Below are 25,323 nucleotides of genomic sequence, written 5' to 3'. Positions count from 1 at the left end.
CTCCTCAGACGAGTTCGAAGGGGTTGGGCCGCACGCCGTCCAGGCGCCGGTTGATGCTGGAGATTGCCCGGCACCAGCGCCGCCGCTCGGCGTGCTCCAGCGCCATCAGCTCATGGCGGCCCCAGTGGAAATGACAGGCGATGAAGGCCATCTCCTCCTCGAGCTGACGAGGCGGAGTGACCCTCATGCTTCCCCCACGGAGCGAGCCCTCCAGGGAGACGCGTCCTCGCCGTCGAAGCGGTCCGCGTTCGGTGACCGGGGCACCTGGGCGGACGCGATCTCCGAGGCAGCGGAGGTGCTGTCGTCCTCGCCGGCGTTGATGCGCTCGTACAGGCGCTGCAGGTGGTCGAAGTCGGCGGCGAAGAGGCCTTCGATGATCCGGGTATCGACGTCGGGCAGGTCGCCCAGGCGGACGACCACACGGGCGAGCACGATGATCGGCAGGTAGGCGGGGTTCTGCTGCACGCGCGGGTCGCGCAGGGGCAGGATCTCGTCGGCCGCGGTGGCCAGGCGCATGGTGCCGTGGCGATGCAGGGCGCCGCCGGCATCGAGGAAGCCCTTGGGCAGGGCGAAGTCGATCTCGGTCTGGAAGCAGGGGTGGTGGGACATGGCGGTCTCCGTCGCGCGGGTCACTACTGCACGCGCTCGATGCCTTCGTTGACAAGCTCGAGCACCTCGATGAAGACCTCGTTGCCCTTGGCGTTGAGGTCGCTGGGGTCGTACTTGGCGGGCCAGGCCTCGCTGACGACGAAGCGGGCCTTGTTGTCGCCGGCCTCGTCGATGACGACGATGGCGACGGTCTTGCGGTTCTGCTTGATCTGGCCGGCGAGGATGAGCTTGTGCCAGTTGTAGAGCTCGACGGAGTCGGTGACGCCCCACTTGAGGGTGATGTTGCCGAACTTGGCCAGCCCGGGCAGCTTGCGGACGTGGGTGGCCTGGTCGCCTTCGCGGTAGTCGATCGCGTCGGTGGTGGTTTCGCCGATGGCGATCTCGCTGAAGCCGGCCTGCTGGATGCCGTCGATCTCCAGCCGGAAGCGCATATTGCGCAGGGGGTCGATGCGTGCCATGGATTTGGTCCTCCTGGTCGGGTGGGGCCGCCGCGCGCGGGGCGCGGCGGAGAAGCGTCAGCGTTGGGATTCGGCGGTGTTCTGGAAGATCTGGAAGATCACGAACTCGGCCGGGCGCACGGGGGCGATGCCGATCTGGCACTTGAGCCGCCCGTTGAGGATGTCGTCCTGGGTCATCGTCGTGCGGTCGCAGGTGATGAAGAAGGCTTCGTCCTCGGTGCGGCCGAACAGGGCGCCGTTGCGCCACTGCGTGCGCAGGAAGAGGCGGATGGTGTCCTTGACGCGGGCCCAGAGGCGGTCGTCGTTGGGTTCGAAGACGACCCACTGCGTGCCTTCGTAGATGGAGCGCTCGAGGAAGATGAAGAGGCGGCGCACGGAGACGTACTTCCAGAGCCCGTTGGACGACAAGGTGCGCGCGCCCCAGACGCGGATGCCGCGGCCCGGGAAGTTGCGCGTGACGTTGACGCCGGCGGGGTTGAGCGCGCCCTGCCGTTCATCGTCGATGGCGTACTCGAGGTCGATCGCGCCGCGCACGATCTCGTTGGCGGGCGCCTTGAAGACGCCCCGTTCGGTATCGGTGCGGGCGTAAATGCCCAGCGTGTGCCCGCCGGGCGGGACGAGCTTGCGAGCGCCGGTCCGGGGGTCGGAGACGTAGAGCCAGGGATAGTAGAAGGCGCCGTACTGGGAGTCCGTGACCTTCGAGCGCGGCACGAGCTCGGAGACATTGGACTGATGCGGGTCGCAATCGACGACGGCGAAGCGGAACTTGTTGGCCTCGCAGTGCTCGACCACCCGCTTGCCGATGAGCACCGGATCCTCGCGTGGGTATGGCGCATGCACGAGTGCAACGTCGCGGTAGGCGTCCTGCTTGAGGATCTCCAGCCCCTGCGCCTGCCGGCCGTCGGCGGCTTCGCCTTTGAAGTCCGCCTCGAGGGGCGCGTCGCCGTCGTCTCCATCGGCCAGGAAGGTCCCTGGGATGTCGTCCATGGGGGTGTTGGCCGGGGTGCCTTCAGAGACCGTCAGCGCCACGAGCACGGAATTGCCTGGCAAGCGCTTGCCGAAGTAGTCGCTCGACGCGGGGTCATAAGACAGGTCGTCGAAGTCCTCGACGAGGGTCGGGCGGGGCCGGGCCTTGCGGGCGTCCTCCTCATCGGAGAAGGGATCGTAGGTCGGATCGGGCAGGGTCGACCAATAGGCGAGCCGAAGCCGGAAGCCGATGGGTGTGCCGTCAGCGTCCAGCGTGCTGCCGCCCTGCTTCTTCACCCAGATCCGGTTGCCCCACTCGCCCGGGCCGAGGGCGCGCAAGCTGAACGGCGCGGCCTCGAGCGTGGCGGTCTCGGCGTTCTTGCCCACCACGCGGCTGACGTAGAGGCGCTTGCCGCCGTTGTCGAAGAATCCGCTGACGGCATAGGGCATGTAGCGCGGCAGGTCACCGAAGACATTGCCAAACCAACGCCGGTAGTCGTTGTAGCTGGTCACCAGCAAAGGCAGCACAGGGCCGCGCTCCGTCTCGCCGATGAACGCGGCGGTGCTGGTGGGCACGCCTTCGATCGGCCGCGGGCCGCGCTCGATCTCTTCGATGTAGACGCCGGGGGTCAGATATTCGGGCATGGTGGGGCTCCTCGATCCAATGACGTGGGCAGGCAAGCGCTATGACGCAGCGACAGGTTCATCGGTCTTCTTTGCGGCGGGAGTGCAGCATTGGTCGATGGGTTTCTCCTGCTCCAGGGCCTTCTGAACGGCCTCGTCGAGGCCCTTCATCTGCGCATCACGCGTTTTCTCGCTGGACGCCAGGTCGTCCGGTGCGGCCTTGAACTTCGCTTCCGCGAGCACCCGTGCCTTCTTGAACCCGCACTGCGAGTTGAGGGCGATCCAAGCGGCGTCGGCCTTCGCCTCGAAGCACTTGGGGTCGAAGAGCCACGCCCCATGCTCCCGCCCCACTCTGAGGGGCAAGGTCAGAACACTCGCCGATGGGCACAGCGCCTTTGCGTCCTCGGCTTCCGGAAAGGCGCAGCTGTCCTTTAGGCGCTCCGGGCGCACGGCCCAATGAAGCGGCGCGAGCTTGAACCAGAACACGTAGATCGCACGCGCCTGCTTGGGGCCGGCCAGGAGGTCCTTGATCTCGGCTCTCCACTTGTCCACCTGGGCAAGCGCCGAAGCGACGACACGGGCGTTGTCCAGCAGCGCGGCCAACAGCGCCTTGCCCTGGTTTTCCTTCTCGCGGGCTTCGCTCAGCGCCTTCTCAAGCGTCCCGATGCTGGCCGTCCGCCGGTTCTCCACCGCGGTGATGGTGTCCTGCATCTTATTGAGCTGAGGACACACATACTGATGCACCAGCCGCTTGCGTTCTGCGTCGTTGAAGACGCCCTTCAACTGCTTGGCGAGTTCCAGCACGAGGGTGTGTTGCTCGCACCAGTCGGCCTCCAGGCTTGGGAATACGGTCTCGTAGCTCTTCAACGCCGCATCGCGTTGCTTCGTGAACGCCGTGAGTTCGGCTCCGAGGCCCAGCAAATGCTGCGCCTGATAGACCATATCAACGTCCTTGGCCTGTTTAACCAGCTTTTCGACCTCGGTCGGGGGCGGCTCGGCGGGTTGGGGTGGCGGCGGCGGCGCCGTCAGTGTCCTCTCAGGATCATTCATGCGTATCTCCTCTGTCAGGCTATTGAGCACCGGGTTCCATGACCCACCACTTCAAGGCAACGGTCGCCCGCAGCGGCATTCCTTCGCGGATGCAGCCCGGCGGCGCGCCCTCCAAGAATCGAAACTTCGCACCGGTGACGCGTGTCTGGCCGGCGTGCTCCACCTGCAGCACAACCGGCAGGAATCGGGGCGGGTAGCCGTTGGACAAGGGGCGTTCGAGGTCGCGCGCCACCCCCGGGAGAAAGAAAAAGAAACCCCCGTCCTCGGCGGTGATCGAGACAGGCCGGGGCATCACCGCGTCCCCGAAGTCCTTGGTCGAGGACAGCAGGCTCACCCGCGCGCCTTGCACCGGCGAAGCCTGCGTGCCATTGCCATCGAGCACGCATCCGCGTAGCGCGGTGACGCCGTCCGGGAAGTCGTAGGCCTGCGTCGGCTGGAGCACGATCGTGACCACGCGTTCAGCCGGTGTCGGCTTGTCGATGTCCGCCGGCCGCTTGACGGATCTGCTGGTCTTCTCATAGGGCAAACGCCCCACATCCACGTCGATCTGGGTCGGCCACCGATCCTCCTCGCGCAGCCAGACGAAGCGTCCCGAGCGGCTGACGATCGGCGCCCGGCGGAGCACATTCGCCCGCACCCCGACGCCGCGGGACACAAGTTGGCCGCCCACCGCATCGATGAGTTCCACGGCCAGCAAGGCACGGCGGTCGAAACCGCTGTCGAAATCAGAGATCACGGCGTCGCCCATGGTCAGACCTCCACGCCCGCGCGAGTCGCGTAGGTCTCGTCCAGGACCGGCGCGCCAGGCGGCTTCAGCGTCGGCACCAGCCACACCGGCGACACCAGCAGCGACACCGACGTCCGGTAGTTCTCGGTCGGAAACAGACCCCAGAGCCGGCTCATCTCCTCCGAGGACAACTGCTCCAGCACCAGCTTGCAGGTCTGCCCAGCGACGTAGCGGCCCGTGATCACCGGATCCAGGTGCAGCGCCAGGATGATCTGGCCGAGATCCCGCAGCTCCGCACGGTCCGACTCGTTTGCGCTGTCAACGTCAGGCCGCAGGCTCGGCGTGATCAGGAAATGCAGATCCAAGGGGACGGCGTGTTCGTGCAGCTCCGCGACCTTGCTGGTTTCCTTGACGTGGGAATACGGCCGGTTGCGCAGTTCCGTGTTGACCGCCACGCGGTACAGGAACAGCACCACCCGCCGTGATGTCGTGCCGCTCGCACTCAGCGGTCCGATGAAGACGTCGCCATTGGCGGACGTCGACTCCAAGGCCTCGGCAATCCGGTCCCGCAACGCCAGCGTGACGAGTTCAATGGCGGCCGCGCTCATATTTCAATCCTCACGCCGCCCGCAGGGGCCGGTTGAACTCGGCGGACAAGGCCGTCAGGCGGCGTTCCGTGCCGACCAGGCCGAGCTTGCGCACCTCCGCCAGCGCCGCCTCCAGCAGATGCGACATGCCGATCCGGCCCTCCCTGCCCGGTGCCGCCTGCTGCGCGGCCGCGAAGGCGGCGCGCACCGTGATCTGCCGGATGTTTCCGCCGTTGAGTTCGCAGTTCGCCGCCAGCTGCCGCAGCCCAGCCTCCAGCCCGGCCTCTCGCGGTGCCGTGGTCGGCAGGCAGCGCCGCCAGAGTTCCTCCCGCGCCTTCACATCCGGCTGCGGAAACTCTACGATGAACCGGAAGCGGCGCAGGAAGGCGGAGTCGATGTTCTGCCGCAGGTTGGTCGTCAGGATGCCCAGGCCCGTGAACGCCTCCAGGCGCTGCAGCAGGTAGGCCACCTCGATGTTGGCGTAGCGGTCGTGCGCGTCCCTGACCTCGCTGCGCTTGCCGAAGAGCGCGTCGGCCTCGTCGAAGAGCAGCACGGCACCGGCACGCTCGGCGTCGTCGAACACCGCGTCGAGGTGCTTCTCCGTCTCGCCGATGTACTTGCTGACGATCCGCGACAGGTCCACGACAAAGGCCTCCACTCCCAGGGTCTGCGCGATCGCCTGCGCCGCCATCGTCTTGCCCGTCCCGCTCGGCCCGGAAAACAAGGCGGTCACGCCGCGGCCATACGGCAACTGCGCTTCGAAGCCCCAGTCCTGCATCACGCGCGCGGCATGGCACACGTTCGCCACGATTTCGCGCAGCTGCGCCGCGGGTTCGGGCGGCAGCACCACGTCGTCCAGCTGGAACGACGCCTCGAGCCGGCGCGCGAAACGCGGAAGGTCCGGACTCGCCGCCCAGCGAAGCGCGCGGGCAAAGTCGCGCGCGGAGTCCTGGGGCTCCCCGCGCGCGGATCGCGCCTGCATCAGGCGCACGGCCTCGTCGAGTTGGGCCAGACCGACAGGCAAGCCCGCCGCCAGGCGCTCGGCATCTGCGCCGGTCAAAGACAGCCCGGCGTCAGTACCGGCCCGTGCCAGCACCGCGGCGCGGGCCTTCAACGGCGCCGGCTCGCGCTTCAAGACCTGCGGCTCGTGCCCCGCCAGCGCGCCGAGCACGATCTCCGCGCGACGCGCCACGATAGCAACGCGCGTCATCGTGCCCAGCGAGCCCAGCGAGCCCAGCGAGCCCAGCAAGGGTCCCATCGGCGCCACCAGCGCAGGCCGATCAGGGAAGGCGGAAGCGTCCAGCACCAGCCATCCGCCGCGCAGCAGCGTGAGGCGCTCCAGCCGCGCCGCGAGATCCTGCTGCTCGGCCACCGACCGTTCGCCTAGAGCCCCAAGATCGACGCGCCACAGCGGCTCCGCGCCCTTCGCCGACTCCAGCAGCGCACGCCAGCCGTCCACGTCGGAGCCTTCCAGCACGACGCCGTGTCCGGCACCTGCGGCCTTTCTCAGCGCCTCGATCAACGCCGCCCCATGCTGCCTGTCCTGTTCACCGACGAGCCAGCGCCTACCCGGCCACGGCGCCTTGCGAAGGGCGCCCTGCAAGGCCGGGTCGGCCTCCAGCGCCTCGGCGTGCCCGAGCAGCCACGCACACAAGGGCGGATCCACCCGCAGCGCTTCATCGAAAGCCGGCGGATGCCGCGAGTCCCGGTCCAGCAGGCGCAGGCGGTCGAGCCCGTCGAAGGCCGCCAGCGATGTCCGCACCTGGGCTTGCGGCCCGATCACCGCGCAGGCCACGCCGAAGCCGAGCGCGCGCTGGCCCATGTCATCGTTGAACACGCCGAAGACGCGCTGGTATCGGCAATCCAGTTCCGGCGCCAAGGCCAGCAAGAAAAGCTGGCGCGCCTCCGGGTGCAGGTCAAGCGCCCGGAAGAGCCGCGCGAGCGGCGTGGCCGCCTGGGTGCGCAGCGCGTTGTCCAGGGCATTCAAGGCCGCGTTGACGGCGTCGGCGCCGGCGTCCTCGCCGTCTTCGGCGGCGCAGCGGGTCAGCAGCTTGACCACCAGGGCCTGGGGCACCGTCAGGCCGGTCATCTCGTCCGGCGCGGTCGGTCGTGCATCGTTGAATCGATGCAAGGCGGCATCCAGCCAATCGCAAACGATGGCCCAGAGCTGATCCGTCTCAGGTGCACCCGTGATTTTCGGCGCCGCCTTGGGCTCACCACGGTTCGCCTCACCTGGCTTCGCTTCAGCCGCGGGGTTCGGTAGTGGCAATGCGACAGCCTGGCCGGGAGCTCTGTCAGTCGGTGCGATCGTCCGCCAGCGCCCCCCCAGGGTCGAATCGCGCTCGCGCCCGAAGGCCACCAGAAAATCGATCACCTGCTCCTTGCTCAGACCGAGGGCATCAAAGCGCACTGCTGAATCCAAGGTCAGGAGTTGCAGAATGCGCAGCGATGCATGCCGCTTCAACAAGCCAGTGCGGTCGAACGCCGGTACATCTCCGATGAGCAGTAGCACATCGACCAGCGTCGGATCCGCATCAAGGCGGCGGAGAGCCTCGCCGGGCGTCATAGCATCGGCGACCAGGTGCATTTCCGTCGAGGCGCGGACGTCACGCTCGATGTCTGGCGTCACCAGATAGTCGGCACAACCGATTAGCACGCGGATCTGATTCAAGGCATCCCCCGAATTTCCATTCGGAGGGAAGTGTGTGATGGAGTACCTCAGTTGGCGATCGGCCTCGGCGGCTGAGATTGGATTTGCCAAGTAGGTGAGACTATCGGTCTATCCACGCATCGATCATTACGGTCTCGGCAGATCAGTAATTGATCAATCGTTGGATTCACCCGCGAACAAAGCCGTCCGTCAGGGCGAACTGATCTTGCCTGCCGCGCCGCCGCTCGGGCCGGCACCGCTCCCCGGCGCCAGCGACTGCTCAATGCCAGGTGGCTGAGAACGGCCGCCGGCGGCCACTGACCGCACCCGCTGCGGAGCTATCCTTAGCGGCGCGACACTCATTGACCGCCATGGGCCCCGAACGCCATTTCGGGACATTGGAAAGCAGCCCTTCAAACATTCGATCACCGTCGCCGAGGCAAATTTCTTCAATGATTTCGGCGGACGCCAAGTTCCAAGGTAGACCAGTCGCTCGTGAAGAAGAGGCCGAAAGTCAGCTTGCTGAGACCGCCGTCATTCGGCATCAACTTTCGAAGGACAGCACCCAGTCTTGACTTACCTTTCGCTTTACGCAGTCCGAGGACCGGTGATGGCCGGTTGCTCCAGCTCCACAAGCGCAGGCGAATGTCTGCAACGGGCACGGAGCTGTCGATGGAATCCGACAGGCCAACAGCAGCTTTGCGTTCGAGACCGGACGTCCAGAGACCGACGGCTGAAAGACTGCCCGTGGACGTCAGCCGAAACCTATGCCCGCGCGGGCCGAGGAACCAACACTTGTTCAAAATGGGATAGGCGGTCGCTTACCGGCCAGCGCCAGAACTGCCGAATGGGCGCCGATCGTCGGGCCGCTTTCACCTGAAGCTGGCGACGCTCCGAAGGGGTAAGTGATTCGATTCGAGGTTGGCGGGGCCGCGCCTGGCACACGCGGGTGTATTTGGCAAAGACGTGTGCTCCAGCTTGGTACGAAAAGAGGCCCACCAACTGGTGGGGCCTCGCAAAACAACTACTTCTCGGCTTTCGCAGTTGGCCTGTTATCGCGGCTGGCAAACCGTGATGGTCAGCGACTTGAGCCTCTGCGCACCCGGCAGCATCAGCACGGAGCAGGCCTTCGGCCCCCGCAGGTCTTCACGCAGCCCCGCAACCGCGTCGAAGACCTCGCTTTCCGTCAACCTGCGCAGCTCTTCCGTTTCGGACAGCAGTTCGCTGAAGCCCCTTATGGGCACCAGCGGCGCCATGCCGGGTCGGCTCTGTCCCACCAGCAGCGCGTACAGCCTGCAGTCCACGGCCGAGATCTCCAGCGACTCCAGGTCCGAACGTCCAGCCACGTCGCAAGCGCTGACGAGCGCACCCGAGCACAAACCGTTTCCGGCGGCCGTGATGGGCATAGCGCATGCCCAGAACAAGCTCCATCAGTTGGTCCGGCCGCTGGCCGCTGACTACGAGTACATCGTCATCGACTGCCCACCGGCCGTCGATGCGCCAGTGACCCAAAGTGCACTCCTGGCCTCGGACGTGTGCCTCATCCCGCTGCAGCCCACCCCTTCGGACCTGTGGGCTACCCAAGGGATTACCGAACTGATCAATCGGGCACGCCTTGTGAACAATGATCTTCGCGCCTTCGTTGTCGCCAACCGCGTTTCCCACACGCGCCTGTGCCACGACGCCCTGGACGTGATGCGCGAGGACAGCGACGTCCCCGTTCTGGACGCCACGCTCGGAAGTCGGATGAGCTTCCAGCAAGCAGCCCTCGAAGGCAGCGTCCCTGCCCGCATGGGCTCTGCACACAAGGTGGCCGCGGCGGAATCGCAAGCGGTTGCGAGGGAGATGTACGAAAGGATGGGGTGGCTTTGATGAGCGCCAGCGTCAAGAACGATCTTCGCCACAGCTTGCAGTCGAACAAACGCCAATTGGAAAAGCGCCTCGACGCCGCAGACGGTGCCAACGGACGGATTCCTGGTCAGGCGTCCTCCAAGGTGACAGTCTGCGTCAGCTTCTCCCTGCTTCCGACGGAGGTCTCGCTGATCCGGGAGCTTCAGGCGCGGGCGGCACGTGAAGGACGCGTCACCTGGAACTCCGAGATTGCGCGCGCCGGCCTCCTGCTCCTTTCCGCACTAAGCGGGCCGGACCTCGTGGCCGCACTTGACAAGGTCGAGAGGGTCAAACCAGGACGCAAGAAGGAGACCCGGTAGGCAGGATCTGTCTCCATGCCACCAATATCAGAAGGCCCTTACTGGGCCTTCTTTTTTTACGCTCACAAATACTGCCGAACGCTGCGGGATATCGGGGATATCGGGGAGATCGGGGATATCGGGGATATGGGGGATACCGGAAATATCGGCCATATCGGCCATATCGGCCATATCGGCCATATCGGCAATATCGGAGATATCGCGCATATAGGGCATGTCGACATATCGACATAGCGCGCACTTCGGGGCATGCCTGGGTGGCCGAGATTTCCGAGATATGCGAGTTATCGGGAATACCGAACCTATCGGGAATATCGGGAATACCAACGCCGCCCGCCGAAATTATCCGGCGCAGCGCCGCCAACGTCGACCGCGCACATCCGTGCCGACGTGCACGGGCTTGACCGCGCTTCCAGTCGCTATAGGCGTCCTTGACCCACAAGGACACTATGAAAATTCGCGAACAACTTCCCGATTCCAAACCCCTCTATGCCGCGATGACGGCTGCGGAACTTCTTAGCCGGCCACCAAAGGAGTGGACCATTCCTGGCATGCTGCCCGCGACCGGTGTGGCCGCGATTTACGGCGCTACCAACGTGGGAAAAACTTTCATTGCGCTCGAACTCCTGGCCGCCATCGCCGAAGGGGGGCAGTTCTTTGGAAATACAGCCAAGGCGCGCGGCGTTGTTTACGTAGGACTGGAAGGATCGGACGGAATCGCAGCGCGGGTGCGCGCTTGGTCCACACACCATGGACGGCCCCTGCCTGATCGCGCTCGATTCATCCTGGAAGAGGGGTTCGGCCTCGACAACGATAAAGATGTCGAGCACCTCGCCAAATCCATCGCGGCACTTCACCTCGATGAACACCCAGTGATCTTCATCGACACGTTGTCTGCGGCGATGATGGGCCTTGAAGAAAACTCCAGCGCCGACATGGGCGGTGCCATGAAGAGGATTCGCCACCTGCGCAAGCTCACCGACGGCATGATCATTCTGATTGCGCATTCCGGCAAGGATTCGGCGAAGGGTCTTCGTGGCTCGAGCAAGCTTCCCGCGGATTGCGACACTATCTTCCAGCTGAAAAAGAAGGCCGGCAAGCGATCCCTGGTGGTGGAGAAGCAGCGAGACGCCAAGGTCGGCGATGAGTGGACCTTCGAACTCCTTGAAGTAGCTGGCGAGGGGGATGTCGCCTCGTGCGTCGTGACATACGAGATGGCCGGCGGGGCCCACGCTAACGGCGCGCCTCGTCCTTTGCCCAAGCCTGCTCAAGAACGTCTCGGCCCTAACGAGAGGATCGTGGTGGAAATAGTCCGCAGTTACGGCGGCCAGGGTGTTCGGGAGTCCGAAGCCCTCTCTGCCTTCAAGGCCCAATACAAGCCTGGCAGTCGCCACGCAACGACGCGGTTTACGGAAGCAGTGGCCCGTCTCGTCGAAGCCGGATGTCTCGTCCGGGAAGTAGACCACCTGCGCTTGCCCTGAAGGCGCACTCGGGGTGCGCGCTCGCCTTGCGCCGCGCCGGCCCCCTATCGTGGGACATGCTGACGCGGGCGTGACCACGCACCCGCGCACAACGCAGCGCACCGGCCGGATCGTGATGCAGGAGATATCTGATGTCGCCGCTTCGACCGCGGCACTCACCGAGCGCTGCGCGGCGCCCTCTCGCGATGCAACCGTGAAGTACGCGCCCGCCGCGCACGAGGCGATGAGGCTCGCCGATCCGGCTTTGCTGGATGCGGCGACGCAGGCGCGGGCCTGGGCCCGGGGGACAGCTCCGCAGGTGCATCGCCGACTTGAAGGCGCGATGAGCAGTACCTGCCCGCCTGGGCGGCTGCGTTAGCAGGCCGTCGCCCATGTGCTTCGATCACATCGCACATCGGCTTTCGACATCTACTCAGCGCCGCTCCCGTCCTGCCAAGCCAGCTTTTCCACTGGCGCGGTGTTCATCCCCGGTGCCACCCGGAGAAACCTGCAGAGACTTCCCGCGTTATTCGACCGCTACTGCGATCAAGAGCGCCACTGCCTCGCGTACATACCTGGCCCTTTGGGCTTTCAGACCATGACTGGTCTCGATTTCAGGGGGACGATGTTCCATAGCTCCCCCTTAGTCTGGTACGCCGCTTCCAACTGTGATCGACCCGCACTTCAGGCGGGCCAATGGCTCTCATGATCTCCTCGACGCACCCCCTCGTGGGTGCGATTAGAGGCTTAAGCTATCCATCGATCTGGGCGGCTTGCGCCCCCCAGTACCACCGACCCGAGCTTTCGCCTGGTCAGCTCGCGCAGGTCACCCTGCGCGCGTGAAGCCCACCTCCGAGGCACAGGTTCAACGGTTACCCGCTGCCCCTGGCCGGGCCTTCCGGCGGCCTTCTGGCCACCCCCCGGTTTCGCGAATCGACAGGTCCCCCTCCAGTCACCTGGTGGGCCGTGTCCGCGTCGCCCAACATCCATTCCGGATTGGGTCGAAGCAAGCTGGTTAACTTGCAGCGCCCGTCGCCACGGTGCGAGCTCTATTAGAAGCACACCGCGACAGGCAGTCGTTCGCCGAGAGTTGGCTCTCACGGCGGGAGACTCGATTTACCGGGGCGTTGGCGCACCCCGGCAAGAAAGCTTGCGAGGGGCGGTTCGCCCGTTTGGTAATCCTGTGTTCGTTCCTTTACCCAGCCTCGTGTAGCACGCGGCCCAGCTTGGCGTGCACCGCGCTGCACCGGGGCCCACGCGCAGCGGCGCGGCACGCGCGGACGGCTTCACAGCCGCCCGCGCGTGCGCCAGGCTGAGCGCGCGAACCGCCCATTGAGGGCGGTCCGCGCGCAGGAGGGGGCGCTCCCCCTCCACCCCCCTTGGAACATCTTTATGTGTGATTCGGCTAGCGCCGAATCACACGGTGCAATCTGTACTCCCCCGCTGCGCCTTAGACCTGGCTTCTTCTTATCCGACGGCGTTCTACACGGTATTCCTCAACTACCTGATTGGCACCGTGATCGCCCTGCCGAAACTCTTCCCCTCCGGTACGTCGTACGTCCGCATCCCGTCGTCGAAGGCGGCATGCCTCAGGGTGTTGCTGGAGACCGTAGAGCGAGGCTCCCGGCATTGGACCGGAGGCACGGTTCACGTCGACAAAGCACTACAACTTGCGGACAAGTTCGCGCTCCTCTACGGAGCGGACGCGACGCCCGCACAGCGGTCCGCCGCCCGGGGTCGGTACCGGGCGGCGGCGCAGGTATTCTTCTGGCCCAACTCCCCTACGACGCTGCGCTGGTGGCTCTTGGCCTCGGACGGCGTCGGCGTCGTGCACGAGCGCGAGCAGTTGCAGGACGCCTGGGCTGCCGGCCAGCGGTTGGCCTTCGGAACCGAGTTGCGCCTTGTTCGTCGCCAGCGCGCACGCGAGCAAGGCGGCTCCAAGCGGTGGACTTGGGTGCTCAGCCCGGAAGCCTACGAACGGCACCTAGAGGCGATCTGTGCCCTGTCCCGATCGCATGGTCCGGACTCCCGAGTCGGCGAGCGCCTCGATCGGCTTGTGCAGTCGTTGAAGGCGCTGCCTGGATTCGCCGGAATTCGTGAGCAAAAGCTCGCCTTACAGCGGGCGGGGCGCGAAGCCTGGCGCCGGGCTCATCACGCGGACGAACCCTTTCCTTGGACAGACATGGCACCGTACCTGACGAAGGCCTTCCGGTGCTACCACCGACCGGATCCGCTGCGACTGGACGTGCTGGTCCGTGTGATGCAACACCGGGTGCATGAAGCAGAGCGGCAAGCCTCAGCACATGCAGAAGAGGTGCTCGCCGCCGCCTGCACGAGTTCAATCATCGCGGAAGACACCCTGCCCGCGGGCGGCGCCAACACCTAGACCCGGCGAGGCTGCGCGCCGGCGTCCATTCGGCAAGTTATCGGTGGCTATAGGCCGTAGTTCAACAACGCAAAAACACGATGCCCAAACTCACTGAAGTCGAAATCGCAGCACGCAAGTCGTTCGTCTACGCCGCTTGCGACGCTCTCCTCGCTCAAGACGAATCCCCGCGAAGCGCAAGCCATGTCCGCGCCGAGATGCAGCGGATGCGACCACATGAAGCCCTGGGCGACACCAAGTACGTGCATCTTTTCCTGTCGGAGTGGCGCCGTGACCGTGAAGCGAGCGACGGCGACGCAGCGACCGTGATTTCGAGCGCGCTGGTCCACGCGCTGAGGACCGAACTCCACGCGCAAGCTGTCAAGGCCAAAGCCGAATGTGACGCCCGCCTTGACGGCATGCTCGTCGATGCGCAAGAGCTGCTCGGCTTGAACTCCAAGTTGGAAGAGCAGATCGCACAACTCGAAGTCGACGTTGCCCTGCGAACGTCCGAGCGGGACGAAGCACTCGGCGCCCTGGTTGAGTGCCGGACTCACTTGGAGTCAAGCCAGGCGGCGTTGGCGGACGCGCGCGTACGTCAGGAGGCGACCGCTGTGCAGCTCGCCGCTGCGGCTGCGGAACGCGCGGATCTGGAAACGAAGTGCGCGACTTGGCAGGATGCGGCCCGTGATGGCGTGCAGGTCACTGAGCGCCTGCGGACGGAACTCGATGCAGCACTCACGGCCACCAAAGACGCGATCGAGCGCGCAACCGCTGCCGAAGCCGCGGCTGAAGAGCTGCGGGCCACCACGGCGTCCCGGCGCTTCCTCAAGCCAGGCCGGAACGTCGCATCCAAGCCGCAGCGCTTCAAGCACGGTCTATCGGGCCCGCCCCGGTAGTCGTCAATTGCCAGCGCGGTGCCGGTACGCGACGGTCATCGCGATACAGCCCTCTCTGAGTCCCTTCTAGTCGAACGACTGGTTTCGCCCCGCCGGCTTCGGCGGGGACTTTTTTATCGCGTCTGCATTTCGGCGACTCGAGCCTGGAGGCGCGCGGAATGGTTTGCTGCGCTCCATCCATTCATATCAGCCATACCAATATGCCGGTATGGCTGATATGCCTCGTGCCGTATGGCCCTGAGCATACGGACGTGTCAATACGAGACGTAGCGAATGCCGCCGTGCTTGGTGTTGATGTCCCGGGAGGTGGTGCAAGTCTTCGATCACTCGCTGCGCGGCGACGCGCGTGAGGCGTAGCCCGAAGCGGATTGCCGCGCAGGGACCGCTTCCACCCACCCGATGCAGCGACCTGCCTCGGCAATCCCAGGCACTACTCATTGGCCTAAAACGCATGCACCGCCTTAGACGGTCAATCCGACGCTTCTACTCGCTAGACATCACGCCATCAGCAGTTCATTAGGTCATTGACCCTGCGTCTCTCCTCGCTGGTGGTGAGGCGCTGGGCGACGAGATTCTTTTGAGTTCTGAAACGCATCCGATCAAAGCCAAGTATCTTGGGTTCGACAAGCGAAAAAATGAGTACTACTGCCAGCGCAAGGTGCCAGCGGACCTGCAGCACTGCTATGGGTCGTCCATCCGCAAGAAAACGATAGGACGCGCGAACAAGCTTCCCATGGAGGTCATCCTGGCACGTAAGGATGCACTCGCACAACAGTTCCTTGCGGAGTTCGACGAACTTCGCATGGCGCATTCAGATGAATTTCGCGCAGGCGCCGAGCCTGCCACATCGCCTGCCATGGATCCCAAGCGGGTCGTCAGTTTTCAGCTCACCCCCGAGATTGCCGCACGGGCTGCATCAACCGCGATTGACGCAGAAGCACAAGAATTTCTGCTGAAGGTCGAGGCCTTCCGCGCCGAGTCGAGCAGGGAACGACGCGATCGACTCTTCGACGAGCTTGCTCAGCAACAAAAGCGCCTGCACGCCGAAGCAAAGGCGCTCCAGCGAGATGGGTGTGGCGACCTGGCGAGCGCGGCAATCGAAACGCTTCGAGAGCGTCACTGCGTGCAGTTCTTCGGCGGCGACAAGGTCCGCGTCAGGTTCGCTGCGGTATTCAACGCCGAACGCGTGGCCTATCTTGCACAAACCATTGCCGTATGCGACGGGGGCGAGTCAGCGACCAAGCTTCGGCCAGCCCTCAACGACCAACTGCCCCTGCTCGAACTCTGGGGAAACAGTATCGAAAGTGCCGTCCAGAAATGGGAGCAAAAGGGAATCGACCTTCGCAAGCCCCGCAATCCGAAGACCCTGGACAAGTACAAGCAGATCGCTCGCACCCTTGCTCCCCTGCTCGGCCGCCGGCCGCTCGAAATGATTACCGCGGTGGACGTCGCCGCTTTTGTCGAGGCATGCCGACCGAACAGCGACAGGACAGTCGACACCAAGCTTGGCATCTTGTCGTCCCTCGTCGCCCAATACGACGAAACGCAAACGGTTTGTGAGGCCATTGACGACGCAAGAGAACTGCTGTCGTCCAGTTCACCGGGGCGCATCAAATTCACCCTCACCCAGTTGTCCGCGCTGCTCCACGGCGTATTCAACGATGGCACCCTCCATCCCAGCTACAAGCACATCACGTGCTTGGCAGCGCTGACTGCCGCACGCCTGGAAGAGGTGTGCCAGTTGAGAGGGACCGACATTGCACTCGAACGAAGCGCCGACGGCGAAGCGTATTGGCTTGTCCGCATTGCAAGCGCCGCCGCCGCTGGAAGCGGCGACGCTCGCCTTAAGAATCTCCAGTCGAACCGCCGGCTCCCCGTCATGGTGGGTACCGTGCCCGACTTGGATGCCTTCCTGAACTCTCGGATCGGCACGTCGGAGAGGCTGTTTCCGAATCTCACGCCCGACCGGTACGACAAGCTATCGACTGCGGCAAGCAAGGTCCTCAATCGTCGCCTCGACCAAATCTTTCCAAACCGCGACAGGCGTCTGGTCTTCCAGTCATTGCGCACGACCGCCGCAGTCGCAATGCGCAACGCGGAGATCTGCGGACCCCGCCGCGTGCGCTTCCTGGGACACGCCCCCGAGTCGGTGCACCAAAAACACTACGAAGCCGACTACCAACTGGATGCGGACGACCTGCTGCCGGCCGCCCGCGCCATCGCGGGCAACGTTCGACAGGCGCTGAACGGCCCTCGCACTGCTCCGCCGTCAAGCCACCTTCGGCAATCCGATGGGCACCTTGATGCTCCGCACGGCATCGAAGAGGCGGCCGAGCGGCACGCTCCCGTAGTCCCGTCCGACGGTGTGCCCAACGTGGCCCGAGAGCGCATCGTGCACCTCCTCGGAGATGCCGCTCGCTCTGCACATCGTCTTGAAGGTGTGTCTGAAGCTATGGAAAACGAGTCGGCGGTCGTCGACGCCGCAGCCCGTAGGGCTGCGCAGCAGGCGCGCAAAAACCTTACCGAAATTGCCGCCGCGCCGCCCGTCGTTGTCGGGCTCCAGGACGGGGAAGACCCATTCGTGTCCGGCCGCCTGCAGCCCCTGCACATAGCGGACGAACCCCGAGTCGACGATGTCGAGGTGCAAGGGCACGAGTCGCCGGGACGAAGTAGTCTTGACGCGCTGACCCTCCCCATCATCGATGCGCAGATACCAACCGAGTGCCTGGTCATGGAGAACATCTGCCAACCGCAACTGGCAGAGTTCTTCCAAGCGGGCACCCGTGACCAAAGCGAGCATCGGCACCCAGGCCAGGGCCTCCCCTCCCCCGCCCTGCGGGCGGAAGCCGTCGTTGTAGACCTTGGACGTGAAGATGCGCGTCAGGCTCTCCACGGAAAAAGCCATTCGCTTGACGGTCTCGACCTTGGGCCGCGGGACTTTCATCCCGCGAGCGACGTTCGCGGGCAAATACCCGGCGTCGTAGGCACTTTGCAGCATCGCGTTGACGAAGGACAGCTTCTTGGTAACGGTCGCCCGAGCATCACCGACCTGCAGAAGGTGGTCCCGAAACTGCGTGATGTCTGTGCGGACCAACTCATGAGGCGCCTTCGCGATGACGGCCTTGAACTTGCGCGCGGTGCTCTCAAACTCCTTGACGGAACTGGGGGCTCGTTCGGTGTTCAGACCGCGCCAGTACCGAAACAGGGCAAGCATATCGGCGCAAAGTGCGTGCGATGCGGGCGCAGCCTTGACCTCGACCGGCAACTGGACAGCGCCAAGGTTACGGGCAGGGGTCGTGATTGCGGATGCAAGCTCCCGAGAAGGAAGCGCGATTGCGAGAGAGGTCGAGGGCAGCCCGGGAAGGCCAGGGGCCGAGGCGAAACGCAGCAACCATTCGGACGCCAACCGAAGAGCGAACGGCCGGGCGAGCGCGACATCGTCGGTTTGCAGGTTGACCCGGATGCGTTGTTGCCCGAGGGCCGCTTGATGCGACTGGGGAACGCGGATCTGGAACCACCAGGTTCCGTGATGAAGGGTGAGGTAGGCGTTTCGAGCCATCGAGCATCTCCAGTTGAGGGGATGCCGGAATGGCGAAACCTGATGGCGGCAGCGACGACGCGCAATCCGCGTGTGCCACCACTTTGTGCCACCAAACAGCGGACTGGAGGCGCGATTCTGAAAAATCGCTTGCCAAGCAACTACTTAGCGTTACTTGGAGGAGAGGGAGGGATTCGAACCCTCGGTACGTTCGCACGTACGCCTGATTTCGAGTCAGGTACATTCGACCACTCTGCCACCTCTCCGGTGTCTGTCGAGCCTTCGATTCTAGCAGACCTTAAAGCGCATTTTTTCAGCCGCGCAGCACTTCAGTGCCGCCCAGATAGGGCCGCAACGCCGCCGGCACATGGATCGAGCCGTCTTCGTGCTGGTGGTTTTCCAGCACCGCCACCAGCGTACGGCCGACCGCCAGGCCCGACCCGTTGAGCGTGTGAACGAGTTCGTTCTTGCCTTGCGCGTTCTTGAAGCGAGCCTGGAGCCGCCGTGCCTGAAAGGCCTCGCAGTTCGACACCGAGCTGATCTCGCGATAGGTGTCTTGCGCAGGCAGCCACACCTCGAGGTCATAGGTCTTGGTGGAGCCAAAGCCCATGTCGCCCGTGCTCAGCAATACGACGCGGTAAGGCAACTCCAGCGCCTGCAACACGGCCTCTGCGTGGCCCGTCATGGCCTCCAGTGCCTCGTAGCTCTTCTCGGGGTGGGTGATCTGCACCATCTCGACCTTGTCGAACTGGTGCTGGCGGATCATCCCGCGCGTGTCGCGCCCGGCGCTGCCCGCCTCCGAGCGGAAGCACGGCGTATGCGCGGTGAGCCTGATCGGCAATTGCGCCTCGGCCACCACTTCGTCGCGCACGAAGTTCGTGAGCGGCACTTCGCTGGTCGGGATGAGATAGAGCGCCGAATGATCGGGCGCCGGCTCGCCATCCTGTCCGCCCTTCTTGGCGGCGAACAGGTCGCCTTCGAACTTGGGCAACTGGCCGGTGCCGCGCAGCGTGTCGGCGTTGACGATGTAGGGCACGTAGCACTCGGTATAGCCGTGCCGTTGCGTCTGGATGTCGAGCATGAACTGCGCGAGTGCGCGATGCAGGCGTGCGATCGGCCCCTTCATCACGCTGAAGCGAGATCCCGACAGCTTGGCGCCCATTTCGAAATCCAGGCCCAGCGGCAAGCCGAGATCCACGTGATCCTTAGGCGTGAAGCCCAACGGAGACGCCGATGCACCCGCGCCGCCCTTGGGGCTCCAGCGCCGCACCTCGACGTTGGCGTGCTCGTCCTCGCCAACCGGCACGCTGGCATGCGGCAGGTTCGGCACGGCCAGCAGCAGCGCCTGGAGTTCGGGCTGGAGCGCGTCGAGCCGGGTCGCCGAGGATTCCTGCTCCGCCTTGAGCGCGTTGACTTCGGCCATCAGCGCGTCCACCGACTCGCCCTTGGCCTTCAGTGGCCCGATCTGCTTGTTGAGGGCATTGCGGCGCGCCTGGATTTCCTCGGTGCGGGTCTGCAGGGTCTTGCGCTCGGCCTCGAGCGAACTGAACCTCGCCACGTCGAGGTAGGGCTGGTCCTTCTTGCGCGTTTCGAGGCGGGAAACGACGGACGCGAGGTCCTTGCGTAACAGAGTGATATCGAGCATTTGCGTGATTTTAGGTGCGCGTAGGATCGTTCTCCCCTGCCTGCTCACCTCATGGAGATGCAATGGAAGCCTATCTGACCTTCAACGGAAACGCGGCCGAAGCGCTCGCGTTCTACGCCAAGTGCCTGGACGGCAAGATCGCCTTCAGCATGACTTTCGGCGAAAGCCCCATGGGCAAGGAAACACCTGATTCGCACAAGCAGAAGATCATGCACGCCACGCTCGAGGCACGCGGCGACAAGCTGATGGCGTCCGACTTGCCGCCCGGCTACCCCTTCGACGGCTACAAGGGTTTTTCGCTTTCGGTGCAGGCGAAGGACGTCCCGGAAGGCGAAAAGCTCTTTAACGCACTCTCCGCCGGCGGCAAGGTGACGATGCCCTACGCGGCGACGTTCTGGTCTTCGGGCTTCGGCATGCTCGAAGACAAGTTCGGCGTGCCGTGGATGGTCAACTGCGAGCAGCCGCCCGCCAGCAGTTGAGCGCTCAGTTCAGCGTTGCCGGATCGACGTTGGCGCCGCAGACGATGAGGCAGACCTTCTCGCCCTCGCGCGGCACGTAGGCCCCGCTTTGCAATGCGGCCAGCGGCAGGGCCGCCGCCGGCTCGACGGCCAGCTTCAGTTCTTTCCAGAGCCAGAGTTGCGCCGCGCGGATGGCGTCGTCAGGCAACAGCAACGCGTCGCGCACGTGGCTTTGCGTGACGTCCCAGGCGATAGCGCCGATGCGCCGTGCACCCAGTGAATCGGCCGCGACGCCGCCGACCTCCACATCCACCGGCTCCCCGGCCTCGCGCGCACGAAACAGCGTCGGCGCACGCTCCGGCTCGAGTGCGACCACGCGGCTGCGCTGTTCGAACCAGGCCGCGAGACCGCCGATCAGGCCGCCTCCGCCGACGCTCACGAGCACGGAGTCCGGCAAGCCGCCCTGCTGCTCGATCTCGCGTCCGAGCGTGCCTGCGCCGGCGACCACTTCGGGCTGGTCGTAGGCATGGGTGAGGAGCGCACCGGTTTCACGCTGGCGTTCGAGGCAGGCGGCCAGGGCGTCGGCGTAGGCCTCGCCGCCCACCACCACTTCCGCACCGAGCGCGCGCAACCGTGCCCGCTTGGCCTCGGTGGACACCTCGGGCAGGAAGACCGCGCAGTGCACGCCGAGCGCCTGCGCGGCAGCGGCGGTCGCGATGCCGGCATTGCCGCCGGACGCGACGATCGCTCCGGCGGTCGGTATGTCGTTGGCGAGCAGCCGGTTCATCATGCCGCGCGCCTTGAAGCTGCCGCTGACTTGCAGATGCTCCAGCTTGAGCCACACTTCGACGCCGGGCAACTGGAGGCCCACGGCCTCACCGGACAACTTCCAGAGCGGCGTCTCGCGCAGGAAGTGCGGCGCGCGCTCGTGAATGCGCCGCGATGCGGCCTCGATGTCGCTGCGCCAGCTCACGAGATATGTCCCGGCGCGGGCATGTCGTCCAGCTTGAGGCCCTTGGGCAGCGGGAACTTGAGCGTTTCCTCGATGCCGTTCATCTTGCGCACCGAGACAGCGCCCAGCGCCTTGACGCGATCGATCACCTCGTGCACCAGCACTTCGGGCGCGGAGGCACCCGCCGTGAGGCCCACGCGGGTCTTGCCTTCGAACCATTCGGGCTTCAGCTCCGCAGCCGAATCGACCATGTAGCTTTCAGTGCCCAGGCGCTGCGCGAGTTCGCGGAGGCGATTGCTGTTGGAACTGGTCGGGCTGCCCACCACGATCACCAGGTCAACCTGCGGGCTCAGGATCTTCACGGCGTCCTGGCGGTTCTGGGTCGCGTAGCAGATGTCCTGCTGCTTGGGTTCGCGCACGTTCGGAAAACGCGCACGCACGGCGGCAGAGATCTCGGCCGCGTCATCGACCGACAGCGTGGTCTGCGTGACGACCGCGAGCTTCAGCGTCTGCGCCGGCGAGACGTGCGCCACGTCCTCCACGTCTTCCACCAGATGGATGCCGCTCGACAGCTGCCCCATCGTGCCTTCGACCTCGGGATGTCCCTTGTGGCCGATCATGATGAATTCGTAGCCCTCTTTGGCGAGCTTCGCGACCTCGACGTGCACCTTGGTGACGAGCGGACAGGTAGCGTCGAAGATCTCGAAGCCGCGTTCGCGCGCCTCGGCCTGCACGGCCTTGCTGACGCCATGGGCGCTGAACACAAGCGTGGCGCCCGGGGGCACGTCGGCCAGGTCCTCGATGAAGATCGCGCCCTTGGCCTTGAGCTCGTTGACCACGTAGGTGTTGTGCACGATCTCATGGCGCACGTAGATCGGCGCACCGAACTTGGCGATGGCGCGTTCGACGATCTCGATCGCGCGGTCGACGCCTGCGCAGAAGCCGCGCGGCTCCGCGAGGATGACTTCCTCGATGGTCTTCACAACACGCCGATCAGCTTCACCTCGAAGGTCACGGGCTGACCTGCGAGCGGGTGGTTGAAATCGAAGCGCACCGCGGTCTCGTTCGATTCGATGACGGCGCCCGCGTAGCTGCCGGTGCCGTCAGGCGTGGGGAACTGCACGACGTCGCCGACGGCGTATTGCTCGTCCGGATCGCCCATCTGCGCGAGCAGCTTGCGCGCCACCCATTGCTGCATCTCGGGGTTGCGGTCGCCGAAGGCGTCGCCGGCGGGCAGCTCGAAAGTGGCGTGCGTGCCCTCTTCCATGCCGATCAGCCGCTGTTCGACCGCCGGCGAGAGTTCGCCCGTGCCCAGTGACAGCGTGGCAGGCTTGTCCTGGAAGGTATTGATGATGTCGCCCGCAGGCCCGGCCAGCCGGTAGTGCAGGGTGAGGAAGGAACCGGCCGTGACGACGGGGGCGGTGGAGGTCGAAGACAAGGTGAGGAGTCCCGATAGACTGGGGCCCATATTTTAGGGAGTGGGGCTTGAACCCCGAATGCGCCATGTCTTTCAAGGACCTGATCGAAGAAGCGCGGCCGCGCGAAAAGCTCATGGGGCTCGGCGCCGGGGCGCTGGCCGATGCCGAACTGGTGGCGCTGCTCCTGCGAACCGGCATCCCCGGAAAGAACGTCCTGCAGCTCTCGCAGGAGCTGCTTGACGACTTCGGAGGCCTTGCCGGACTGCTCCATGCCGGGCCCGACGATCTCAAGCGCGTCAAGGGGCTGGGCGGCACCGCGAAGCGCGCGGAACTGGCGGCGGTCCTCGAACTCGCGCGCCGCGTGCTCGCCGAACGCCTGAAGGAACGCACCGTCTTCGATTCGCCGGAGGCGGTCAAGCAATACCTGCAACTCCATCTGGCCGCGCGGCCCTACGAGGTCTTCGCGGCCCTCTTCCTGGATGCCCGGCACCGCCTGATCGCGATGGAGGAGCTTTTTCGCGGCACGCTCACGCAGACCAGCGTCTATCCGCGAGAAGTCGTCAGCCGGGGCCTGCACCACCACGCAGCGGCCGTCGTGCTGGCGCACAACCATCCGAGCGGCTGCCTGGAGCCATCCCGGGCGGACGAGTCGCTCACCCAGACGCTCAAGTCCGCCCTGGCGCTCATCGACATCCGGGTGCTGGACCATGTGATCGTGGCCAAGGGCGGCGCCCTTTCAATGGCCGAGCGCGGCCTCGTCTGATCGTCCCCAAGCCCTGCGCGGGGGCTCCAGAGCGGAACCACCGGTTTCCGTGATTTTCAATATTGAAACTTTATGTAAAAGTTCGCGCGCCAAAAGAAGCCACCCGGACGCCCGCCAAGGGCCGCATCCCGCACCCGGTCCAGGCTCGATCCACGGCTGCGCCCAATGCCTCTCGCTGTTCTCTCCCCTCTTTCGACCGTGCCTCGCCGGGCCGTCATCCGGTTACATATTGCCTCGCTGCTGGCCCTGCCGCCGCTGCTTCTGGGCTTGACGGCCCAGGCCCAGATCGACCCGCGAGCCATCGACCGCCAGAACCAGGTCATCGAACGCCAGCAGCAGGAAAGACTGCGGGAAGAGCAGGAACGTGCACTTCAGCAAGCGCCACGCGGCGGCACCGACCTCGGGCCGATCACGCCCCAGATCTCCGTACCGGATCTGGGTGTGCCTTGCCGAGACATCCGCGAGATCCGGATCAGCGGCGCCAGCCTGTTGCCCGACGAAGTCCGCCAGGGCCTCGTTCGCGACCACGCAGGCCGTTGCCTCGCCGCCAGCGACCTCGAGGCCATCCTCGCCACGCTCACCAAGAGCTACATCGACCGCGGCTACATCACCACGCGGGCGTACCTGCCGGCGCAGGACCTGCGCACCGGCGTGCTCGAGATCACCGTGGTCGAGGGGTCGATCGAGCGCTTCGATCTGGAGCAATCGGGCCGGCCCGACGCTGCCGTGTCGATTCGCGGCGCCTTCCCGGCACGGCCGGGCGACCTGCTGAACCTCCGCGACCTCGAACAAGGCATCGACCAGCTGAACAGCCTGGCCTCGAACTCCGCCACGCTCGACGTGCAGCCGGGCACCAAGCCCGGCCAGAGCGTGGTGGTGGTGCGCAACAAGGCGACCACGCCGGTCAACCTGTTCGCGACCTACGACAACCTCGGCACGCCATCGACCGGCCGGGATGGGGTGTCCGCCACGGTGAGCTTCGACAGCCTCCTGGGCCTCAATGAACTCATCGCGATCACGCGCCGCCAGTCGGTGCCGCATGACAGCGAGCACAACTCCGACACCACCGCACTGCGCGCCGCGGTGCCCTTCGGCTACAACACCTTCAGCCTGGATGCGAGCGAGAGCAACTACGTCAACACGCTCCAGCTGCCAAGCGGCTACAAGCTGGCTTCGGAAGGCACCACATCCACCCAGAGCTTCTCGGCCGACCGGGTGGTCTTCCGCGACCAGGCCAGCCGCATTTCGCTGTCCGGCCGCCTGACGGCGCAGGACACGCGCAACTTCCTCGGCGGCGAATACATGGCGGTCAGCAGCCGCAAGCTGAGCACCCTGGACATCGGCGCGACGGGCTTCACCCAAGGGGCCGGCGGCATCCTCAACGCCAGGCTGGGGTACGTGCGCGGCCTCCGGATCTTCGGTGCGCTGGAAGATCCGGCGAACCTGCCCGAATACCTGCCGCATGCGCAGTTCGGCAAGTTCGTGCTGGATGCGGGCTTCAACCGGCGCTTCGACATCGGCAGCCAGCCGCTGCTCTATTCCACCCAGTTCAGCGGCCAGTACACGACCGACACGCTCTATGGCTCGCAGCAGATTCTCATCGGCGGCGCGAGTTCGGTGCGCGGATCGATGCTCAACACCCTGAGCGGCGACACCGGCTACTTCTGGCGCAACGACCTCTCGCTGCCCTGGCAGGTCTCGCTCGGCGGCCAGGTGCTGGCGGGCCGCGCCTACGCGGGCTACGACTTCGGCTCCGTCGGTAACAACGCGCCCGGCGTGCCCACCGGCTCGATGTCGGGCGTCACGCTCGGCGTCGCATTCCTGTGGCGCGGCCTGAGCGTCGACCTCTTTGCCTCGCGCGCTGCGCACCTGCCGGCTTCGATGCCGAGCGAAGGGACGCTCTACAGCGTCCGCCTCTCCTACTCGCTGTGACCCCGACGAAGG

26 protein-coding genes and 1 tRNA gene are annotated in these 25,323 nt (G+C 65.2%); 9 read left to right on the top strand and 18 right to left on the bottom strand.

Annotated elements, in window-relative coordinates; all coding sequences use genetic code 11:
- Positions 1-4: 4 nt before the first annotated feature.
- The 9 genes from QTH90_RS20960 to QTH90_RS20920 all read right to left on the bottom strand — a co-directional run bounded on the left by QTH90_RS20960 (position 5) and on the right by QTH90_RS20920 (position 9,017).
- Positions 5-187, bottom strand: coding sequence for a DUF6760 family protein (locus QTH90_RS20960; RefSeq protein WP_286666498.1), 183 nt, complete (start codon positions 185-187; stop codon positions 5-7).
- Complete coding sequence (locus QTH90_RS20955; protein ID WP_286666497.1) at positions 184-609, bottom strand: hypothetical protein; 426 nt, start codon at positions 607-609, stop codon at positions 184-186. Before QTH90_RS20955 ends, QTH90_RS20960 begins: the two co-directional genes overlap by 4 nt.
- A 23-nt stretch (positions 610-632) precedes the next feature.
- Complete coding sequence (locus tag QTH90_RS20950) at positions 633-1,067, bottom strand: phage tail protein (protein ID WP_286666496.1); 435 nt, start codon at positions 1,065-1,067, stop codon at positions 633-635.
- Positions 1,068-1,124: 57 nt separating this feature from the next.
- The gene (locus QTH90_RS20945; protein ID WP_286666495.1) at positions 1,125-2,678 is read right to left on the bottom strand and encodes a phage tail sheath family protein; all 1,554 of its coding nucleotides are present in this window, start codon (positions 2,676-2,678) and stop codon (positions 1,125-1,127) included.
- Positions 2,679-2,717: 39 nt separating this feature from the next.
- Entirely contained in the window at positions 2,718-3,737 is a 1,020-nt protein-coding gene (locus QTH90_RS20940) for a hypothetical protein (RefSeq protein ID WP_286666494.1), read from the bottom strand.
- Positions 3,727-4,455 carry a hypothetical protein gene (locus QTH90_RS20935; protein WP_286666493.1) on the bottom strand — a complete coding sequence of 243 codons (729 nt, stop codon included), beginning with the start codon at positions 4,453-4,455 and terminating at the stop codon, positions 3,727-3,729. Before QTH90_RS20935 ends, QTH90_RS20940 begins: the two co-directional genes overlap by 11 nt.
- Positions 4,456-4,457: 2 nt before the next feature.
- Positions 4,458-5,042 (bottom strand): Pvc16 family protein, encoded by a 585-nt coding sequence (locus QTH90_RS20930; protein ID WP_286666492.1) that lies wholly within the window; start codon positions 5,040-5,042, stop codon positions 4,458-4,460.
- Positions 5,043-5,052: 10 nt separating this feature from the next.
- Complete coding sequence (locus QTH90_RS20925; protein ID WP_286666491.1) at positions 5,053-7,692, bottom strand: AAA family ATPase; 2,640 nt, start codon at positions 7,690-7,692, stop codon at positions 5,053-5,055.
- Positions 7,693-8,723: 1,031 nt separating this feature from the next.
- Positions 8,724-9,017, bottom strand: coding sequence for a hypothetical protein (locus tag QTH90_RS20920; protein WP_286666651.1), 294 nt, complete (start codon positions 9,015-9,017; stop codon positions 8,724-8,726).
- Positions 9,018-9,069: 52 nt separating this feature from the next.
- Between QTH90_RS20920 and QTH90_RS20915 the strand changes: the two genes are divergently transcribed.
- Both QTH90_RS20915 and QTH90_RS20910 read left to right on the top strand, forming a co-directional pair.
- On the top strand, positions 9,070-9,543 hold the full coding sequence (locus tag QTH90_RS20915; protein WP_353506624.1) for an AAA family ATPase: 474 nt from the start codon (positions 9,070-9,072) through the stop codon (positions 9,541-9,543).
- A complete protein-coding gene (locus QTH90_RS20910; protein ID WP_286666490.1) occupies positions 9,543-9,881 on the top strand; it encodes a hypothetical protein in 339 nt (112 codons plus the stop codon). The genes QTH90_RS20915 and QTH90_RS20910 overlap by 1 nt, the downstream gene beginning before the upstream one ends.
- Before the next feature lie 27 nt (positions 9,882-9,908).
- On the opposite strand, the gene QTH90_RS20905 is transcribed toward QTH90_RS20910, so the two are convergent.
- Positions 9,909-10,097 carry a hypothetical protein gene (locus QTH90_RS20905; protein WP_286666489.1) on the bottom strand — a complete coding sequence of 63 codons (189 nt, stop codon included), beginning with the start codon at positions 10,095-10,097 and terminating at the stop codon, positions 9,909-9,911.
- Positions 10,098-10,330: 233 nt separating this feature from the next.
- Between QTH90_RS20905 and QTH90_RS20900 the strand changes: the two genes are divergently transcribed.
- The 4 genes from QTH90_RS20900 to QTH90_RS20885 all read left to right on the top strand — a co-directional run bounded on the left by QTH90_RS20900 (position 10,331) and on the right by QTH90_RS20885 (position 14,605).
- The gene (locus tag QTH90_RS20900; protein ID WP_286666488.1) at positions 10,331-11,362 is read left to right on the top strand and encodes an AAA family ATPase; all 1,032 of its coding nucleotides are present in this window, start codon (positions 10,331-10,333) and stop codon (positions 11,360-11,362) included.
- A gap of 70 nt (positions 11,363-11,432) precedes the next feature.
- The gene (locus tag QTH90_RS20895) at positions 11,433-11,720 is read left to right on the top strand and encodes a hypothetical protein (protein WP_286666487.1); all 288 of its coding nucleotides are present in this window, start codon (positions 11,433-11,435) and stop codon (positions 11,718-11,720) included.
- 1,044 nt (positions 11,721-12,764) lie between these two features.
- Positions 12,765-13,727 carry a hypothetical protein gene (locus QTH90_RS20890; RefSeq protein WP_286666486.1) on the top strand — a complete coding sequence of 321 codons (963 nt, stop codon included), beginning with the start codon at positions 12,765-12,767 and terminating at the stop codon, positions 13,725-13,727.
- Positions 13,728-13,807: 80 nt separating this feature from the next.
- Positions 13,808-14,605 carry a DNA-binding protein gene (locus tag QTH90_RS20885; protein ID WP_286666485.1) on the top strand — a complete coding sequence of 266 codons (798 nt, stop codon included), beginning with the start codon at positions 13,808-13,810 and terminating at the stop codon, positions 14,603-14,605.
- 916 nt (positions 14,606-15,521) lie between these two features.
- On the opposite strand, the gene QTH90_RS20880 is transcribed toward QTH90_RS20885, so the two are convergent.
- The 5 genes from QTH90_RS20880 to serS form a co-directional block, all read right to left on the bottom strand.
- Positions 15,522-15,725 carry a hypothetical protein gene (locus QTH90_RS20880; RefSeq protein ID WP_286666484.1) on the bottom strand — a complete coding sequence of 68 codons (204 nt, stop codon included), beginning with the start codon at positions 15,723-15,725 and terminating at the stop codon, positions 15,522-15,524.
- Positions 15,726-15,836: 111 nt separating this feature from the next.
- The gene (locus tag QTH90_RS20875) at positions 15,837-16,154 is read right to left on the bottom strand and encodes a hypothetical protein (RefSeq protein ID WP_286666483.1); all 318 of its coding nucleotides are present in this window, start codon (positions 16,152-16,154) and stop codon (positions 15,837-15,839) included.
- A gap of 720 nt (positions 16,155-16,874) precedes the next feature.
- Entirely contained in the window at positions 16,875-18,164 is a 1,290-nt protein-coding gene (locus QTH90_RS20870) for a site-specific integrase (protein WP_286666482.1), read from the bottom strand.
- A gap of 155 nt (positions 18,165-18,319) precedes the next feature.
- Positions 18,320-18,409: transfer RNA gene (locus tag QTH90_RS20865), tRNA-Ser, on the bottom strand.
- Positions 18,410-18,456: 47 nt separating this feature from the next.
- The gene (gene serS / locus QTH90_RS20860; protein WP_286666481.1) at positions 18,457-19,788 is read right to left on the bottom strand and encodes a serine--tRNA ligase; all 1,332 of its coding nucleotides are present in this window, start codon (positions 19,786-19,788) and stop codon (positions 18,457-18,459) included.
- 62 nt (positions 19,789-19,850) lie between these two features.
- Here serS and QTH90_RS20855 point away from each other — a divergent pair, with 62 nt between their 5' ends.
- Complete coding sequence (locus QTH90_RS20855; protein ID WP_286666480.1) at positions 19,851-20,267, top strand: VOC family protein; 417 nt, start codon at positions 19,851-19,853, stop codon at positions 20,265-20,267.
- Between the two features lie 4 nt (positions 20,268-20,271).
- Here QTH90_RS20855 and QTH90_RS20850 read toward each other — a convergent pair whose 3' ends face one another.
- The 3 genes from QTH90_RS20850 to QTH90_RS20840 are packed head-to-tail and all read right to left on the bottom strand — an operon-like array spanning position 20,272 to position 22,666.
- Complete coding sequence (locus tag QTH90_RS20850; protein WP_286666479.1) at positions 20,272-21,219, bottom strand: threonine/serine dehydratase; 948 nt, start codon at positions 21,217-21,219, stop codon at positions 20,272-20,274.
- A complete protein-coding gene (gene ispH / locus QTH90_RS20845; RefSeq protein ID WP_286666478.1) occupies positions 21,216-22,181 on the bottom strand; it encodes a 4-hydroxy-3-methylbut-2-enyl diphosphate reductase in 966 nt (321 codons plus the stop codon). Before ispH ends, QTH90_RS20850 begins: the two co-directional genes overlap by 4 nt.
- Positions 22,178-22,666 carry an FKBP-type peptidyl-prolyl cis-trans isomerase gene (locus QTH90_RS20840; RefSeq protein WP_286666477.1) on the bottom strand — a complete coding sequence of 163 codons (489 nt, stop codon included), beginning with the start codon at positions 22,664-22,666 and terminating at the stop codon, positions 22,178-22,180. The genes ispH and QTH90_RS20840 overlap by 4 nt, the downstream gene beginning before the upstream one ends.
- A gap of 35 nt (positions 22,667-22,701) precedes the next feature.
- Here QTH90_RS20840 and radC point away from each other — a divergent pair, with 35 nt between their 5' ends.
- Positions 22,702-23,379, top strand: coding sequence for a RadC family protein (gene radC / locus QTH90_RS20835; protein ID WP_286666476.1), 678 nt, complete (start codon positions 22,702-22,704; stop codon positions 23,377-23,379).
- 165 nt (positions 23,380-23,544) lie between these two features.
- Positions 23,545-25,311 (top strand): ShlB/FhaC/HecB family hemolysin secretion/activation protein, encoded by a 1,767-nt coding sequence (locus QTH90_RS20830; RefSeq protein WP_286666475.1) that lies wholly within the window; start codon positions 23,545-23,547, stop codon positions 25,309-25,311.
- Positions 25,312-25,323 lie beyond the last annotated feature (12 nt).

This window comes from Variovorax flavidus (assembly GCF_030317145.1).
Lineage (GTDB): Bacteria > Pseudomonadota > Gammaproteobacteria > Burkholderiales > Burkholderiaceae_C > Variovorax > Variovorax flavidus.
This window is presented reverse-complemented; position numbering and strand designations above follow the sequence as displayed.